Source organism: Zobellella denitrificans, assembly GCF_002407485.1.
Taxonomy (GTDB): Bacteria; Pseudomonadota; Gammaproteobacteria; order Enterobacterales; family Aeromonadaceae; genus Oceanimonas; species Oceanimonas denitrificans.
Genome location: NZ_CP012621.1, coordinates 3,423,651 through 3,439,756, shown reverse-complemented (window position 1 = coordinate 3,439,756; position 16,106 = coordinate 3,423,651). Strand labels below are relative to the sequence as shown.

The 16,106-nt window shown below is 63.0% G+C and carries 12 protein-coding genes; 6 read left to right on the top strand and 6 right to left on the bottom strand.

The window, feature by feature from the left end; genetic code table 11:
* Positions 1–21: 21 nt before the first annotated feature.
* The 5 genes from AN401_RS16200 to AN401_RS16180 form a co-directional block, all read right to left on the bottom strand.
* Positions 22–1,248 (bottom strand): type II secretion system F family protein, encoded by a 1,227-nt coding sequence (locus AN401_RS16200; RefSeq protein WP_094041121.1) that lies wholly within the window; start codon positions 1,246–1,248, stop codon positions 22–24.
* Between the two features lie 34 nt (positions 1,249–1,282).
* Positions 1,283–2,998 (bottom strand): type IV-A pilus assembly ATPase PilB, encoded by a 1,716-nt coding sequence (gene pilB, locus AN401_RS16195; RefSeq protein WP_096779924.1) that lies wholly within the window; start codon positions 2,996–2,998, stop codon positions 1,283–1,285.
* A gap of 12 nt (positions 2,999–3,010) precedes the next feature.
* Entirely contained in the window at positions 3,011–3,454 is a 444-nt protein-coding gene (locus AN401_RS16190; protein WP_096779923.1) for a pilin, read from the bottom strand.
* 620 nt (positions 3,455–4,074) lie between these two features.
* Positions 4,075–4,917, bottom strand: a complete 843-nt coding sequence (gene nadC, locus AN401_RS16185) for a carboxylating nicotinate-nucleotide diphosphorylase (protein ID WP_096780394.1) — start codon at positions 4,915–4,917, stop codon at positions 4,075–4,077.
* A 57-nt stretch (positions 4,918–4,974) separates the two neighbouring features.
* A complete protein-coding gene (locus AN401_RS16180; protein ID WP_198401753.1) occupies positions 4,975–5,484 on the bottom strand; it encodes a retropepsin-like aspartic protease family protein in 510 nt (169 codons plus the stop codon).
* A gap of 83 nt (positions 5,485–5,567) precedes the next feature.
* Between AN401_RS16180 and ampD the strand changes: the two genes are divergently transcribed.
* The 6 genes from ampD to AN401_RS16150 all read left to right on the top strand — a co-directional run bounded on the left by ampD (position 5,568) and on the right by AN401_RS16150 (position 15,821).
* Positions 5,568–6,113, top strand: coding sequence for a 1,6-anhydro-N-acetylmuramyl-L-alanine amidase AmpD (ampD, locus tag AN401_RS16175; protein WP_096779922.1), 546 nt, complete (start codon positions 5,568–5,570; stop codon positions 6,111–6,113).
* A gap of 326 nt (positions 6,114–6,439) precedes the next feature.
* Positions 6,440–7,201 (top strand): pyruvate dehydrogenase complex transcriptional repressor PdhR, encoded by a 762-nt coding sequence (pdhR, locus tag AN401_RS16170; protein WP_094041117.1) that lies wholly within the window; start codon positions 6,440–6,442, stop codon positions 7,199–7,201.
* Positions 7,202–7,262: 61 nt separating this feature from the next.
* Complete coding sequence (aceE, locus tag AN401_RS16165; protein ID WP_094041116.1) at positions 7,263–9,923, top strand: pyruvate dehydrogenase (acetyl-transferring), homodimeric type; 2,661 nt, start codon at positions 7,263–7,265, stop codon at positions 9,921–9,923.
* A gap of 10 nt (positions 9,924–9,933) precedes the next feature.
* Positions 9,934–11,853 carry a pyruvate dehydrogenase complex dihydrolipoyllysine-residue acetyltransferase gene (gene aceF / locus AN401_RS16160; RefSeq protein ID WP_096779921.1) on the top strand — a complete coding sequence of 640 codons (1,920 nt, stop codon included), beginning with the start codon at positions 9,934–9,936 and terminating at the stop codon, positions 11,851–11,853.
* Positions 11,854–12,006: 153 nt separating this feature from the next.
* The gene (gene lpdA / locus AN401_RS16155; protein ID WP_094041236.1) at positions 12,007–13,434 is read left to right on the top strand and encodes a dihydrolipoyl dehydrogenase; all 1,428 of its coding nucleotides are present in this window, start codon (positions 12,007–12,009) and stop codon (positions 13,432–13,434) included.
* A 512-nt stretch (positions 13,435–13,946) separates the two neighbouring features.
* Positions 13,947–15,821 (top strand): methyl-accepting chemotaxis protein, encoded by a 1,875-nt coding sequence (locus AN401_RS16150; RefSeq protein ID WP_096779920.1) that lies wholly within the window; start codon positions 13,947–13,949, stop codon positions 15,819–15,821.
* A gap of 90 nt (positions 15,822–15,911) precedes the next feature.
* On the opposite strand, the gene AN401_RS16145 is transcribed toward AN401_RS16150, so the two are convergent.
* A complete protein-coding gene (locus AN401_RS16145; protein ID WP_094041240.1) occupies positions 15,912–16,091 on the bottom strand; it encodes a hypothetical protein in 180 nt (59 codons plus the stop codon).
* Between the last annotated feature and the right edge of the window lie 15 nt (positions 16,092–16,106).

The window sequence follows — 16,106 nt, the reverse complement described above, 5'->3', positions numbered from 1 at the left end:
CTTTAACCATGCTGCCCAGCTTCAGCGGATCACGCTACCCAGGTTGAAGATGGGAAGATACATGGCAATGACCAGGCCGCCAACCAGTATCCCCAATACCACCATGATAATGGGCTCGATCAGGCTGGTCAGGCCGTCCACGGCGTCGTCCACCTCCCGCTCGTAGATGCTGGCCACCTTGTTCATCATGTCGTCGATAGCGCCGGATTCCTCGCCGATCATCACCATCTGCACCACCATGTCGGGGAACAGCTGGGTGGAGCGCATGGCCAGGTTCATCTGCATGCCGGCGATGACCTCGTTGCGCATCTGCATGATGGCGCGGCGGTAGACCACGTTGCCGGAGGCGCCGGCCGAGGAGACCAGGCCTTCCACCAGCGGAATACCGGCGGAAAAGGTGGTGGCCAGGGTGCGGGCAAAGCGGGCCAGGGCCGCCTTGTGCAGTATCATGCCCACCACGGGAATACGCAGGATAAAGCGGTCGGTGGCGTCGCGCACCTTCTGGGACAGGCGCCAGGCGCGCACATAGAGAAACACCGTGGCGACCAGGCCGGCCAGCAGATAGAGCCAGGTATCCTGCATCCAGCGCGACAGGTTGATCACCAGTTGGGTAAAGGCGGGCAGGGTGGCGCCGAAGCCGGCGAAGATCTCCTCGAACTGGGGGATCACGAACAGCAGCAGTATGGAGGTGACCGCTATGGCCACCAGTATCACCATGGCCGGGTAGAACATGGCCTTCTTGATCTTGGACTTGAGCGCCTCGGCCTTCTCCCGGTAGATGGCGATCTGGTCGAAAATATGCTCCAGCGCCCCGGTCTGCTCCCCCGAGTGCACCAGGTCGCAGTAAAGCGCGTCAAACTGGCGGGGAAATTTTTTCAGGGCTTCCGACAGCGGGGTGCCCCCTTCCACGTCCGAGGCGATGATGCCGGTCAGCTCGCGGATGCTGCTCTTTTGGTAGGAGCGGGAGATGATCTGCAGGGTCTGCACCAGGGGCACTCCGGCACCCAGCATGGTGGCTATCTGGCGGGTGATCACGGCGATGTCCATCGGCTTGATGGCATCCCGGTAACGGGCCAGGATGCTCTGGCTGCGGCGGCGCACGCTGGTGGCGTTGACTCCCTGGCGTTGCAGCTCGCGCTTGACCGCCTGGATGTTTACCGCCTGGATAAAGCCGGACACCTTCTGCCCGCGCCGGTTGACGCCTTCCCACTTGTAGGGGTGGACCTTGTAGTTCTTTGCCGTTGCCATAGCGCATCCTTGTTATCGATAAGGCCGGCGGACATCAGCCACTGATGCGGTTGACCTCGGCCAGGCTGATGATGCCGAGCCGGGCCTTCTCCAGGGCGGAGCCGTGCAGGCTGACCATGCCGTCTTCTTCGGCGGCCTTGGCCAGGGTCAGGGAGTTGGCGCCCTCCATGATCAGGTGGGCCAGTTTCTCGCTCATCGGCAACACCTCGTAGATGCCGATACGCCCCTTGTAGCCGCCGGTGCAGCGGTTGCAGCCCACCGCCCTGTACAGGCTGACCCCCTGGGCCTGCTGCCCGGCCGTAAAGCCCAGGGCCCGCAGTTGTTCTTCCGGTACCTGTTCCGGCACCTTGCAGTGGGGGCACAGCTTGCGCGCCAGCCGCTGGGCCATGATCAGGGATACCGACGAGGCGATATTGTAGGCGGGCAGGCCCATGTTGCCGAGCCGGGTCAGGGTTTCGGCGGCGGAGTTGGTGTGCAGGGTGGACAGCACCAGGTGGCCGGTCTGGGCGGCCTTGACCGCGATTTCGGCGGTTTCCAGATCGCGGATTTCCCCCACCATGATGATGTCCGGATCCTGGCGCAGGAAGGCGCGCAGGGCGTGGGCGAAGGTCAGCCCGGCCTTGGGGTTGATCTGCACCTGGTTGATGCCGGGCAGGTTGATCTCTATGGGATCTTCGGCGGTGGAAATGTTGGCAGTGACGGTATTGAGGATGCTCAGGCCGGTGTACAGCGAGACCGTCTTGCCCGAGCCGGTGGGGCCGGTCACCAGTATCATGCCCTGGGGTTTGCGCAGGGCGCTCAGGTAGAGCTGTTTCTGCCGCTCGTCGTAGCCGAGCTGGTCGATGTTGAGCCGGGCGCCGGAGCTGTCGAGGATACGGATGACTATCTTCTCGCCCCACTGGGTGGGCAGGCTGTTGACCCTCATGTCCACCGACTTGTTGCGGGTCAGCCTGAGCTTGAGGCGGCCGTCCTGGGGCAGGCGGCGCTCGGCGATGTCCAGCCGGGCCATCACCTTGAGCCGGGCGGCAAAACGGGCGGCCAGGCCGACCGGCGGCGAGGCCACCTCGTGCAGCATGCCGTCGATGCGAAAACGGATGCGGTAAAAGCGCTCGTAAGGCTCGAAATGCAGGTCGGAGGCCTCCTTGCGTACCGCGTCCAGCATGATCTTGTTGATATAGCGGACGATGGGGGCGTCCTCGTCGGCGCGGCCCAGCCCATCGTCCTGCTCCACCGGGGAGTCATCCAGCACCAGGCCGGCGATATCGGAGTCTTCGATATGCTCGAGATCCAGCACCCCGCTGCTGCCCCCCTGCTGCAGCCGGACCAGCATCTGCTGCAGCTTGTCTTCCTCCACCAGCAGGGCATCGGTCACCAGGTTGAAGCGGAAGCTGAAGTCTTCCAGCGCCGCCACATTGGTAGGATCGGACATGGCCAGGTAGAGCACCTTGCCCTGCAGGTAGATGGGGATCACGTGATGGCGCTCGATAAGATCCATGCCCAGGTACTGGGGCGGCACCTGATCCAGCTCGAAATCGTTGAGATCGATCAGCGGCAGGCCGTATTCCTGCTCGCAAAAACGCGCCAGCTCGGCGCTGGACAGCAGCCGCTGCTCCACCAGCACGGTACTGAGCGGCTTGCCCTCCTGCCGGGCCAGGGCCAGGGCCTGGTCCAGTTCGTCGGTCAGCAACAGCGAAGAAGCGGCCAGGCTTCTGGCCAGACCGCTTCTAATGGTATTGATAGGCATGGTCATATATTGGGTGGGTTAGCAGAGGCCGTCTGTGACACAGGAGCCACTGATTTGCCAGACTACCTGTTGGCCAGCTGCGGAGATGCTGTTTGCAAATATGACATAAGTCGACTCACTGCCAAATACACTTGACTGTCCAGTTGCGGTGACTGTAATCGACCCTGTGCCACTCGTGGCTATAACATCTTTTACAACCGCAGTATTGTATGAGCCACTAACGGCATTTGTGCCAGCTGTAGCGCAATTTGCTGTAGAAAGATTTATTGCTCCTTGTACACAAACTTCAACGGCGGTCTTAGCAGGCCCGGTGGCCGCTATCACCTCACTAAATTTGGCTCTTTTGGTATAGGTCTGATAAGCCGGCAGGGCCACCGCCGCCAGTATTGCCACTATCGCCACTACAATCATCAGTTCGATCAGGGTAAAACCGCCCTGGCGGGTGCTGGTCTGGATTTTCATCGTCATCGTCCTTGATTGGAAAGTCCATGGGGTGAAGTGGACCGGGCCACCTAGAGATCTATAGCCAAGGCTCGGGGGTTTTGCACCCTTGGAGGAGGGAAAAGGGGCGGACACGGAAAAGTTGGATTCGTTAGGGTCTTAAGTTGGCCGTGACGATTTTTGGGGCGCGGGCGGCCCGCCCGCATGAAGGTGGCACCGAGGTCGGGGAAGGTGCTCCACAACCCGTGATGCCTGTTCTGTCCCGAACCTCTTTAAAGCCGTGGTGTGGCAGGCCAAGTCCGAGGGTTCGCGCTGCGCGCGAAAGCAGGCGGGCCGCCTGCGCTCCGCCAGCAGGTGCACCTCTGCAACTTAAAACTCAGGCCGTGACGATTTTTGGGGCGCGGGCGGCCCGCCCGCATGAGGGTGGCACCGAGGTCGGGGAAGGTGCTCCACAACCCGTGATGCCTGTTCTGTCCCGAGCCTCTTTAAACCCGTGGTGTGGCAGGCCAGTCCGAGGGTTCGCGCTGCGCGCGAAAGCGGGCGGGGCGCCTGCGCTCCGGGAAACATCATGCCGGTCGGTGTTTAAACCGGGCGGGGTTGTCCATACCAGCGGCATGGGCAACCCTCGGCTTCCGGCTTCCTTAGCCTTCCACCCGCATCGACAGATCCAGGGCGCGCACATGCTTGGTCAGCGCCCCCACCGAGATATAGTCCACCCCGGTGGCGGCGTAGTCGGCGATGGTCTCCAGGGTGACGTTGCCGGACACCTCCAGCCTGGCGCGGCCGGCGGTAGTGGTCACGGCCGCGCGCATGTCGGCCACGCTGAAGTTGTCCAGCATGACGATATCGGCGCCGGCCGCCAGGGCCTGCTCCAGCTCGGCCAGGGACTCCACCTCCACCTCCACCGGTTTTTCCGGCTGCAGCCGGCGGGCTTCGGCAATGGCCTTGTCGATGCCGCCGCAGGCGAAGATATGGTTTTCCTTGATAAGGTAGGCGTCATACAGGCCCATGCGATGGTTGTGGCCGCCGCCGCAGGTCACCGCGTACTTGAGCGCATGGCGCAGGCCGGGCAGGGTCTTGCGGGTGTCCAGCAGGCGGCAGCGGGTGCCGGCCAGGCGGTCCACGTAGCGGCGGGTGACGGTGGCCACGCCCGACAGGGTCTGGATAAAGTTGAGCGCGGTGCGCTCGCCGGTCATCAGTGCCCGGGCCGGGCCGGTCAGGGTGAGCAGGCGCTGGCCGGCCGTGACCGCGTCGCCGTCCTTTACCTGCCAGTGCAGCTTTACCTCGCCGCCCAGTTGCAGGAAGGTCTCATCGGCAAAGGCCCGGCCGCAGAAAATGCCGTCTTCCCGGGTGATCAGGTGGGCGGTGACCTGCTGGCCCTCGGGCAGCAACTGGGCGGTGATGTCCTGCTTGGGGTCCAGGGTTCCCCCCAGATCCTCGGTCAGGGCCGCGGTCACATTGAAACGGATTTCTTGAGCCAGCATGGTGTTTTGCATCGAGCCTTACCTTAATTTCACGTCTTGTGGCGGAGGCTGCCCGGGTCAGGGCGCCAGGTGTTTTATGGTTAACTGGGAGCCCCGCTGGATCAGTTCGAACTGGCGCAGGGCGTTCATGCCGAGCAGCACTTCGCTGCCGTAGCTGGGCATGATAACGGCGTCCAGATCGTACAGGGTCAGCGGCCCCATCGACAATGTTTTAATGTGGGTGCGGTAGCCGGTCACCTGGCCGGCGGCGGTGTTGAGCAGCAGCGGCCGTCCCAGGGGCAGGGCCAGGCGCTCGGCCACCGGCCTGGGCACGGCCACCTGGGTGGCGCCGGTATCCAGCAGGAAGACCACGGGATCCCCGTTGATGGCGCCGTTCATCAGGTAGTGGCCCTGGCGGTTCTGCTCCAGCACTATGGTGCGGCTGTCGAGCAACTGCACCTGCTGGTTGGGGTTGTAGTCCCGCTCCAGCTTTTGCTGGAAAAACCAGGTCATCAGCACCAGGGCCAGTACCCAGGCCAGCAGCCACATGAGGCGTCCGGTTTTGCGCGGGCCGTCGTCGTCGGTCATGATGTTCTCCTCGCAAGCCTGCTTGCCGCACCGGGACCATAAACTGTTAGTATACCCCCGGTGAAGTTCGCGTTGGGATCCCTATGCCTTTTCAGTTGACGCCTGCGGGCTGGCTCACGCCGGCCCGCCATTGTGCCTCCCCCCATTGGGACGAGCGCCCCCGGGGCGAGATATCGCTGCTGGTGGTGCACTGCATCAGCCTGCCGCCCGGCCGGTTTGGCGGCCCTTATATAGATGACCTCTTTATGGGACGTTTGGATCCCGCCGGGGATCCCTATTTTGCCGGCATCCACCAGTTGCGGGTGTCGGCCCACTGCCTGATCCGGCGCGACGGCGAGCTGGTGCAGTATGTGCCCTTCGACAAGCGGGCCTGGCACGCGGGCCTGTCCTGCTTCGAGGGACGGGAGCAGTGCAACGATTTTTCGGTGGGCATCGAGCTGGAAGGCACCGACACCGGCACCTATACCCATGCCCAGTATCGCGTGCTGGCCGAGGTGAGCCGGCTGCTGATGGCAACCTATCCGGCCATCACTCCCGGGCGCATCACCGGCCACAGCGATATAGCCCCGGGGCGCAAGACGGATCCGGGCCCGGGCTTCGACTGGGCCAGGTTCAGGGCCATGCTCTGACCGCCGGTCCCGGCACGGCTTCCGGCCCGCTCCGGTGGGCCGGGTGCGCTTTTGTCGACCCGGGGCGCGGGCTTCGATGATGCGCCGCAATATCCGTTGTTACCTTATGCCGCCGCTGTGCTGATGCTCATCTTTCTTTGGTCTTACCAATTTTTCCACCTTGCGTTCCCGGTATTTTGGACTAGTCTAAATGTCCCTCCGCCGTTTTTCGGTATTTTACGACTTTTTTGTGTGCAATCCTGATCAAATAGTTGGACATTTATCCTCCGCTCTGATACCTTTTTTTAACAGTGTTAATTGGTCTTACCAATTTTAAGCCGGACTCAATGTCATATCAGCGCATCAAACAGCCGAAACTCGCCGACACCATCGCCGCCAAACTGGAGCAGATGATAGTGGAGGGCAGCCTGCAACCCGGTCAGCGGTTGCCGCCCGAGCGTGAGCTGGCCGAGCAGTTTGCGGTATCCCGGCCGTCGGTACGGGAGGCCATACAGCAGCTGGAGGCGCGCGGTCTGGTGTCCCGGCGCCAGGGCGGCGGCACCTATGTGCAGAATGCCCTGACCCAGGGACTGGCCGATCCCCTGTTCCAGTTGCTGGCCTCGCATCCGGAGTCGCAATACGACCTGCTGGAGTTCCGCCACACCATGGAAGGCATTTCCGCCTACTATGCGGCGCTGCGCGGCACCGAGGCGGATTTCGACGCCATCCGCGAGGCCCAGCAAGCCATAGTCAAGGCGCAGGAAAAGGGCGATCTGCCGGCCGAGGCCAAGGCCGCCGCCGAGTTCTACCTGGCGGTGGCGGCGGCGGCGCACAACGTGGTGCTGCTGCACCTGTTGCGGGCGATTCAGCCGATGCTGGAGTCCAGCATCCTGCGCAATATCAAGATTCTCAACCGGCGCGCCGGCATGGTGGAAAAGATCCGCGTTCATCGCGCCAATCTGATCCAGACCATCCTTGCCCGCGAGCCGGAACAGGCGAGGGACGCTTGTCACGAGCACCTGGCCTTTATCGAAGAAACCCTGCTCGACATCCAGCGCGAGGAAAGCCGCATCCAGCGGTCCCTGCGCCGGACCCGTCAGCAGGAATAACAATGCCTTCGGCAACGACGAAACCCATGGGCAGGTGCCCCAAACGAGATAGGAAACAGCCATGTCTGATATCCTGAAAAACGATGTGGATTCAGTAGAGACTCTGGAGTGGCTCGACGCCCTCGAGTCTTTGATCCGTCAAGAAGGACCTGAGCGCGCGCAGTACATCTACGAGCGTCTCACCACCAAGGCCATCCAGTCCGGTGTGGCCGTGGCCAGAAATGCCCACTCAGACTACGTCAACAGCATCCCCACCGACGAAGAGCCTGAATACCCGGGCAACTGGGATCTGGAGCGGCGGATCCGCGCCATCATCCGTTGGAACTCAGTCATGATAGTGCTGCGCGGCTCCAAGAAAGATCTGGACCTGGGCGGCCACATGTCTTCCTTCGCCTCCAGCGCCACCATGTACGAAGTGGCGTTCAACCACTTCTTCCGTGCCCGCAACGAGAAGGACGGCGGCGACCTGGTATTTTTCCAGGGCCACATCTCTCCCGGCATCTACGCCCGCGCCTTCGCCGAAGGCCGCCTGACCGAAGCCCAGCTCGACATGTTCCGCCAGGAAGTGGACGGCAAGGGCATTCCGTCCTACCCGCATCCCAAGCTGATGCCGGACTTCTGGCAGTTCCCCACCGTGTCCATGGGTCTGGGCCCGATCAACGCCATCTACCAGGCGCGCTTCCTCAAGTACCTGACCGACCGCGGCCTGAAGGACTGCTCCGAGCAGCGCGTGTACGCCTACCTGGGCGACGGCGAGATGGACGAGCCGGAATCCAAGGGTGCCATCACCATCGCCGCCCGGGAGAAGCTGGACAACTTGTGCTTCATCATCAACTGCAACCTGCAGCGCCTGGATGGCCCCGTGGTGGGCAACGGCAAGATCATCAACGAACTGGACGGCCTGTTCACCGGCGCCGGCTGGAACGTGGTCAAGGTGATCTGGGGCCGTCGCTGGGACGAGCTGATCGCCAAGGACAAGACCGGCAAGCTGATCCAGCTGATGAACGAAACCCTGGACGGCGACTACCAGACCTTCAAGTCCAAGGACGGCGCCTACGTGCGCGAGCACTTCTTCGGCAAGTATCCGGAGACCCTGGAGCTGGTGAAGGACATGACCGACGAGGAAATCTTCGCCCTCAACCGGGGTGGCCACGATCCGGCCAAGATGTTCGCCGCCTACAAGAAGGCCGCCGACACCAAGGGCAGGCCGACCGTCATCCTGGCCAAGACCATCAAGGGCTACGGCATGGGCGAGTCCGCCGAGGGCAAGAACATCGCCCACCAGGTCAAGAAGATGGACATGTCCTCGCTCAAGCACATGCGTGATCGCTTCAACATCGAAGTGAGCGACGAGGATCTGCCCAACCTGCCCTACCTCAAGATCGAGGAAGGCAGCCGCGAGCACGAGTACCTGCACACCCGCCGCCAGGCGCTGAAAGGCTATGTGCCCACCCGCCTGCCGCAGACCACCGTCAAGCTGGAGATCCCGGCCCTGAGCGAGTTCGCGCCCCTGCTGGAAGAGCAGAAGCGGGAAATCTCCACCACCATGGCGTTCGTGCGTTCACTCAACATCATGCTGAAGGACAAGTCCATCGGCGAGCGCATCGTGCCCATCCTGGCCGACGAGGCCCGTACCTTCGGTATGGAAGGCCTGTTCCGCCAGATCGGCATCTACAACCCCTATGGCCAGCAGTACGTGCCCCAGGATCGGGAGCAGGTGGCCTACTACAAGGAAGACAAGAAGGGTCAGATCCTGCAGGAAGGCATCAACGAGCTGGGCGCCATGTCCTCCTGGCTGGCGGCCGCCACCTCCTACAGCACCAACGACTGCCCGATGATCCCCTTCTACATCTACTACTCGATGTTCGGGTTCCAGCGGGTCGGCGACCTGTGCTGGGCGGCGGGCGACCAGCAGGCGCGCGGCTTCCTGATTGGCGGTACCTCCGGCCGGACCACCCTCAACGGCGAGGGTCTGCAGCACGAGGACGGTCACAGCCACATTCAGGCGGGCACCATCCCCAACTGCATCACCTATGATCCGACCTACGCCTATGAAGTGGCGGTGATCGTGCAGGACGGCCTGCGCCGCATGTACGGCGACAACCCGGAAAACGTCTACTACTACATCACCACCCTGAACGAGAACTATCAGCAGCCGGCCATGCCCGAGGGCGTGGAGGAAGGTATCCGCAAGGGTATCTACAAGCTCGAAACCGTTGAAGGCAGCAAGGGCAAGGTGCAGCTGATGGGCTCCGGCTCCATCCTGGTGGGCGTGCGCGAAGCGGCGCGGATCCTGGCCGAGGAATACGGCATCGGCTCCGACGTGTACAGCGTGCCTTCGTTCAACGAAGTGACCCGTGACGGTCAGGACGCCGAGCGCTGGAACATGCTGCACCCCACTGCCGAGCCGCGCGTGCCCTATATCGCCCAGGTGATGGGCAAGGCGCCGGCCATCGCCGCCACCGACTACATGAAGAACTACGCCGAACAGGTACGTGCCTTCATGCCGTCCGTCAGCTACAAGGTGCTGGGTACCGACGGTTTCGGCCGTTCCGACAGCCGCGAGAACCTGCGTCGTCACTTCGAGGTGAACAAGCACTACGTGGTGGTGGCCGCCCTCAACGAACTGGCCAAGCTGGGCGAGCTGGACAAGCAGGTGGTTGCCGACGCCATCGCCAAATACGGCATCGACGCCGACAAGATCAACCCGCTGTACGCATAAGGGGTAACACATGTCTAAAGATATTCTGGTGCCGGATATCGGCGCGGACGAGGTTGAAGTCACCGAGATCCTGGTGGCCGTGGGCGACACCGTGAGCGAAGAGCAGTCGCTGCTGACCGTGGAAGGCGACAAGGCCTCCATGGAAGTGCCGGCTCCCGCCGCCGGCGTGGTGAAGGAGATCAAGATAGCGGTGGGCGACAAGGTCGCCACCGGCTCGCTGATCATGGTGTTTGAAGCAGAGGGCGCCGCCGCCGCCCCGGCCGCCGCCGCCCCGGCCGCCGCTGCCCCCGTGGCCCAGGCCGAAGCCGCCCCGGCTGCCGCCGGCGTGGCCCTGAAAGAAGTACAGGTGCCGGACATCGGCGGTGACGAGGTGGAAGTCACCGAGATCGCCGTGGCCGTGGGCGACACCGTGGGCGAAGAGCAGACCCTGCTGACCGTGGAAGGCGACAAGGCCTCCATGGAAGTGCCCGCGCCCTTCGCCGGCAAGGTGGCCGAGATCAAGATCGCCGTGGGCGACAAGGTCAGCACCGGTTCACTTATCATGGTGTTCGAAGTCGCCGGTGGCGCCGCTCCGGCCGCCGAGCAGTCCCAGTCTCAGACTCAGGCGGAAGCGCCCGCCTCAGCCCCGGCCGCGACCGGCTCCGTCGCCCGTGACGTCAACGTGCCCGATATCGGCGGTGACGAAGTGGAAGTCACCGAGGTGATGGTGGCGGTGGGCGACAAGGTGGCCGCCGATCAGTCCATCCTCACCGTGGAAGGCGACAAGGCCTCGATGGAAGTACCCGCGCCCTTCGCCGGCGTGGTCAAGGAAATCAAGGTCGCCGCCGGTGACAAGGTATCCACCGGCTCCCTGGTGATGGTGTTCGAAGCCGAGGGCGCCGCCCCGGCTGCCGCGCCTGCCGCCGCTCCCAAGGCCGAAGCCGCGCCTGCCGCCGCCGCCCCGAAAGCCGCAGCACCGGCCGCCGCCGCGCCTGCCGCCAAGGGCGACTTCGTCGAGAACAACGCCTATGTGCACGCCACCCCGGTGGTGCGCCGCCTGGCCCGCGAGTTCGGCGTGGATCTGTCCAAGGTCAGCCCGACCGGTCCGAAACAGCGCATCCTGAAGGAAGACGTGCAGAACTACGTCAAGGCCATCATCAAGAAGGTCGAAAGCCAGCCCGCGGGCGTGGCGGTGGCCGGCAACGGCCTGGAAGTGCTGGCCTGGCCCAAGGTCGATTTCGCCAAGTTCGGTGAAATCGAGGAAGTGGCGCTGACCCGCATCCAGAAGATCTCCGGTCCCAACCTGCACCGCAACTGGGTCAAGATCCCCCACGTCACCCAGTTCGACGAGACCGATATCACCGAGCTGGAAGAATTCCGCAAGAGCGAGAACGCCATCGCCGACAAGCAGAAGCTGGGTTACAAGATCTCCCCGCTTATCTTCATCATGAAGGCCGCCGCCAAGGCGCTGGAAGCCTATCCCAAGTTCTGCTCTTCCCTGTCGGAAGACGGCCAGAGCCTGGTGATGAAGAAGTACGTGCACATCGGCGTGGCGGTGGATACCCCCAACGGCCTGGTGGTGCCGGTGGTACGCGATGTCAACAAGAAAGGCATTCGCGAGCTGGCCCTGGAGCTGGGTGAAATCTCCAAGAAGGCCCGGGCCGGCAAGCTGACCGCCGCCGACATGCAGGGCGGCTGCTTCACCATTTCCTCCCTGGGCGGTATCGGTGGCACCCAGTTCACTCCCATCGTGAACGCGCCGGAAGTGGCCATCCTGGGTGTGTCCAAGTCCAGCATCAAGCCGGTGTGGAACGGCAAGGAATTCGAGCCCCGCCTGATCCAGCCGCTGGCGCTGTCCTACGACCACAGGGTGATCGACGGTGCCGACGGTGCCCGCTTCATCACCATGCTGAGTGGGGTACTGAGCGACCTTCGCCGCTTGGCCCTTTAATGTGACAAGGCAGGCATAAGCCTGCCTTTTTACTTTCAATTTACAGGCAGAACAGTAAACTTTAGCCCGTTTATTTAGTAGTGGTCGTAATGAGTCTGGTCGAACCAGCAGCCGCTGCTTGAACGGGGCAAAAAAATCATAATAGAGGTCACCATGAGTCAAGAAGTCAAAGCTCAGGTTGTGGTACTGGGCGCGGGTCCTGCCGGCTATTCCGCCGCCTTCCGTGCCGCCGATCTGGGTTTGGAAACCGTACTGGTCGAGCGTTATTCAACCCTGGGCGGCGTTTGTCTGAACGTCGGCTGTATTCCTTCCAAGGCATTGCTGCATATCGCCAAGGTCATTGAAGAATCCAAGATGATGGCCAGCCACGGCGTGACCTTTGGCGAGCCCCAAATCGATCTGGACAAGATCCGCGGCCACAAGGAAAAAGTCATCGGCCAGCTGACCCAGGGTCTGGGCGGCATGGCCAAGATGCGTAAGGTCAAGGTGGTCAACGGCTTTGCCAAGTTCACCGGCGCCAACACCCTGGTGGTGGAAGGCGAGGGCGGCAACACCACAGTGACCTTCGACAACGCCATCATCGCGGCCGGCTCCCGTCCGATCAAGCTGCCCTTTATCCCCCACGAAGATCCGCGTATCTGGGACTCTACCGATGCCCTGGAGCTGAAGGAAATCCCCGAGAAGCTGCTGGTCATGGGCGGCGGCATCATCGGCCTGGAAATGGGCACCGTCTACCACGCCCTGGGCTCCAAGATCGACGTGGTCGAGATGTTCGATCAGCTGATCCCGGCCGCCGACAAGGATCTGATCAAGATCTTCACCAAGCAGGTGAAAGACAAGTTCAACCTGATGCTGGAAACCAAGGTCACCAAGGTGGAAGCCAAGGACGACGGCATCCACGTGACCATGGAAGACAAGAAGGGCGAAAGCAAGACCATCGCCTATGACGCCGTGCTGGTGGCCATCGGCCGCACTCCCAACGGCAAGCTGCTGGACGCGGAGAAGGCTGGCGTCAACGTGGACGAGCGCGGCTTTATCAATGTCGACAAGCAGCTGCGCACCAATGTGCCGCACATCTACGCCATCGGCGACATCGTGGGCCAGCCCATGTTGGCGCACAAGGGTGTGCACGAAGGCCATGTGGCCGCCGAAGTCATCGCCGGCATGAAGCACTACTTCGACCCGAAAGTGATTCCCTCCATCGCCTACACCGAGCCGGAAGTGGCGTGGGTGGGCGTGACCGAGAAGGAAGCCAAGGAAAAAGGCCTGAACTACGAAGTGGCCAGCTTCCCCTGGGCCGCCTCCGGCCGGGCCATCGCCTCCGACTCGTCCTACGGCATGACCAAGCTGATCTTCGACAAGGACACCCATCGCGTCCTGGGTGGCGCCACCGTGGGCACCAATGCCGGTGAACTGCTGGGCGAGATCTGCCTGGCCATCGAAATGGGTGCCGACGCCGAAGACATCGCCCTGACCATCCACGCCCACCCGACCCTGCACGAGTCCGTGGGCATGGCGGCCGAGATCTTCGAAGGCTCCATCACCGATCTGCCGAACCCCAAGGCCAAGAAGAAGAAATAAGTTTTTCCTGGTATCGGTATTGTCAGCGCCCGGCCCTTTGGCCGGGCGTTTTTGTTGTGCTTCTTCCCCCTGGTTTGTCCCCGGCGTGGTGCCTGTGGCGCCGCTGCCAGGGGGAGGGGCGGTTCGAGTCGGTTGCACGGACTGTTCCCGCCCCCGACACGGGGTTGCCAGACTGGCACCGGTGCTTGGCGAGGGGGAAGCGGTTCGAGCCGGTTGCACGAGTCGCTCCCGCCCCCGAACACCGGGTTGCCAGACTGGTACTGGCATTTGGTGAGGTGGCATTATCGGCTTCCGGCTTCCGGCTTCCGGCTTCCGGCTTCCGGCTTCCGGCTTCCGGCTTCCGGCTTCCGGCTTCCGGCTTCCGGCTTCCGGCTTCCGGCTTCTGGCTTTCAGTCCCATTTGTGTCAAAGATCACCTTTTCCGACGAAAGACTTCACATCTTTGTCAATTAGCCGATATGGTTAGCAGTCACAACAACAATAACGATTTCCGACCAAGTAAAGGAATACGAGATGCTCTCTAAATTAGGCCATCTGAGCGTCAGGGTGAAACTGACCCTGGGCTTTGCACTGGTGCTGCTGGCGACCCTCACCACCGCCGCCATCAGTTTCTACACCCTGTCATCGGTGCTCGACCGGAGCCAGAAGCTGGAGCAGGCCGGCGCCATCGACCTGCTGTTCAGCAAGGCCCGCCAGCATGAGAAAAACTACCTGCTGCAGGACGATCCCGAAGAGCTGAACCGGGCCAAGGAGCTCGTGCAGCAGGCCCGGGCGCTGGCGGAAGAGCTGCAGCTGTCGCTGTCAGAGCCCGAGAACCAGGCCCTGGCCGAACAGATCCTGGACGGCACCCGCAACTTCGAGGAAGAGTTGACCCAGATGGCCAGCCTCAACGAAGACGCCCAGCGCCAGATTTTCGACCTCAACGGCATCGGCTTCTCCGCCCAGCAGCGGGCCGAGTACCTCAGCGCCAGCGACTCCAGTGCCATGAGCTGGCTGGTTCGGCTGGTGGGCATCCGCCTGACCCAGAAGGACTTCGCCCTGAGCCGGGACGAGATCGACGCCATGCAGCTTTCCTCCCGCCTGCGCGGCCTGCTGGTGACCCTGGAGAACCGGATCAACATGAGGCCCGACGAGGACGTGAAGGAACTGCATGAACTGCTCAAGCAGTTCCAACAGCAGCAGGAGCGCTTTATCGAGGCGATCAACGGCCTGGTGGCGGTGGAGGAGCGCATCGATGTCCTGGCCCAGGGCATCGCCGAGGGCGCCGCCACCCTGCTGGCCAACCAGCAGGCGAGCATGGGCCGGCAGAGTGACTGGTCGCGCATCATCATACTGTCGGTCACCGCCGCCGCCCTGGTGCTGGGCGTGTTGTTCGCCTGGCTGATCACCCTCGGCATCATCAATCCGCTCAAGCTGCTGGTGTCCCAGGCCAACCGCATCGCCGAGGGCGATCTGAGCCAGGATATCCGCCACCAGCGCAAGGACGAGCTGGGCCGGCTGATGGACCGGATGCAGACCATGACCCTCAACCTGCGCCAGCTGGTGTCCGAACTCAGCAACAGCGCCACCCATATCGCCACCTCGGCGGAAGAGCTGTCGGCGGTATCGGAGCAGACCCGCACCGGGGTCAACCAGCAGCGCATGGAGCTGGAGCAGGTATCCACCGCCATGAACCAGATGGCCGCCACGGTGCAGGAGGTGGCACGCCACGCCGAGACCGCCTTCGGCTCGGCCCGCACCGCCGACTCCGACGCCAGCGCCGGGGATCAGAAGGTGACCCTGACCATCGCCCATATCAACGAGCTGGCCGAGGAAGTACGCCGCTCCCTGGCCACCATCAACCAGCTGGAAAGCGAGAGCCTGAATATCGGCAGCATCCTCGATGTGATCAAGGGGGTGGCCGAGCAGACCAACCTGCTGGCCCTGAACGCCGCCATCGAGGCGGCCCGGGCCGGTGAGCACGGTCGCGGCTTTGCGGTGGTGGCCGACGAGGTGCGGGCCCTGGCGAGCCGCACCCAGCAGGCCACCTCCCAGATTGAAACCCTGATCCAGGGCCTGCAGAGCAAGGCTCAGGAGTCGGTGACCATGATGGGCAAGAGTGCGTCCATGGCGGAGGAAACCGTGGCCATCGCCAACGAGGCCGGTGACTCCATCCATGCCATTACCCGCTCGGTGTCCGATATCCAGCAGATGAACAGCCAGATTGCCACCGCTTCCGAGCAACAGAGCTCGGTGGCGGAGGAGATCAACCGGTCGGTGTTCAGCATCCGGGAAGTGTCGGAGCATTCGGCGGCGGCCACCGAGCAGACCGCCTCCAGCAGCTCTGAGCTGGCCCGTCTGGGCACCGAGCTGCAGCGGCTGATCGGCCGTTTCCGGCTGCCGGCCTGATGCTGGGTGAGGGGGGAGGAGAGGGGCGTGAGGCGCGAGGGGTGAGGGGTGACCCCTCACGCCTCACCTCACCCCTCACTCTTCGGCGCCTTAGCAGCGGCCCTTCATCGCCTGGCCGGGCGGGCAGAAGCCGCCGCCTCGGTGGCGCTCGCCGTCGCTGATCCTGATGGTGGCGTCCCGGGTACGGAACTCCGCATCCCTGACCCCCAGGGTCGTGGAGCAGGCGCTGAGCCCGACCATCAGCAACACCGCTATGCACAGATTCTTCATGTTTTGCTCCCTTTG

Excerpts from the sequence above, each read along its gene's own strand:
- AN401_RS16200 (WP_094041121.1), bottom strand. The coding sequence starts at position 1,248 with ATGGCAACGGCAAAGAACTACAAGGTCCACCCCTACAAGTGGGAAGGC.
- pilB (WP_096779924.1), bottom strand. The coding sequence starts at position 2,998 with ATGACCATGCCTATCAATACCATTAGAAGCGGTCTGGCCAGAAGCCTG.
- AN401_RS16190 (WP_096779923.1), bottom strand. The coding sequence starts at position 3,454 with ATGAAAATCCAGACCAGCACCCGCCAGGGCGGTTTTACCCTGATCGAA.
- nadC (WP_096780394.1), bottom strand. The coding sequence starts at position 4,917 with ATGCTGGCTCAAGAAATCCGTTTCAATGTGACCGCGGCCCTGACCGAG.
- AN401_RS16180 (WP_198401753.1), bottom strand. The coding sequence starts at position 5,484 with ATGACCGACGACGACGGCCCGCGCAAAACCGGACGCCTCATGTGGCTG.
- ampD (WP_096779922.1), top strand. The coding sequence starts at position 5,568 with ATGCCTTTTCAGTTGACGCCTGCGGGCTGGCTCACGCCGGCCCGCCAT.
- pdhR (WP_094041117.1), top strand. The coding sequence starts at position 6,440 with ATGTCATATCAGCGCATCAAACAGCCGAAACTCGCCGACACCATCGCC.
- aceE (WP_094041116.1), top strand. The coding sequence starts at position 7,263 with ATGTCTGATATCCTGAAAAACGATGTGGATTCAGTAGAGACTCTGGAG.
- aceF (WP_096779921.1), top strand. The coding sequence starts at position 9,934 with ATGTCTAAAGATATTCTGGTGCCGGATATCGGCGCGGACGAGGTTGAA.
- lpdA (WP_094041236.1), top strand. The coding sequence starts at position 12,007 with ATGAGTCAAGAAGTCAAAGCTCAGGTTGTGGTACTGGGCGCGGGTCCT.
- AN401_RS16150 (WP_096779920.1), top strand. The coding sequence starts at position 13,947 with ATGCTCTCTAAATTAGGCCATCTGAGCGTCAGGGTGAAACTGACCCTG.
- AN401_RS16145 (WP_094041240.1), bottom strand. The coding sequence starts at position 16,091 with ATGAAGAATCTGTGCATAGCGGTGTTGCTGATGGTCGGGCTCAGCGCC.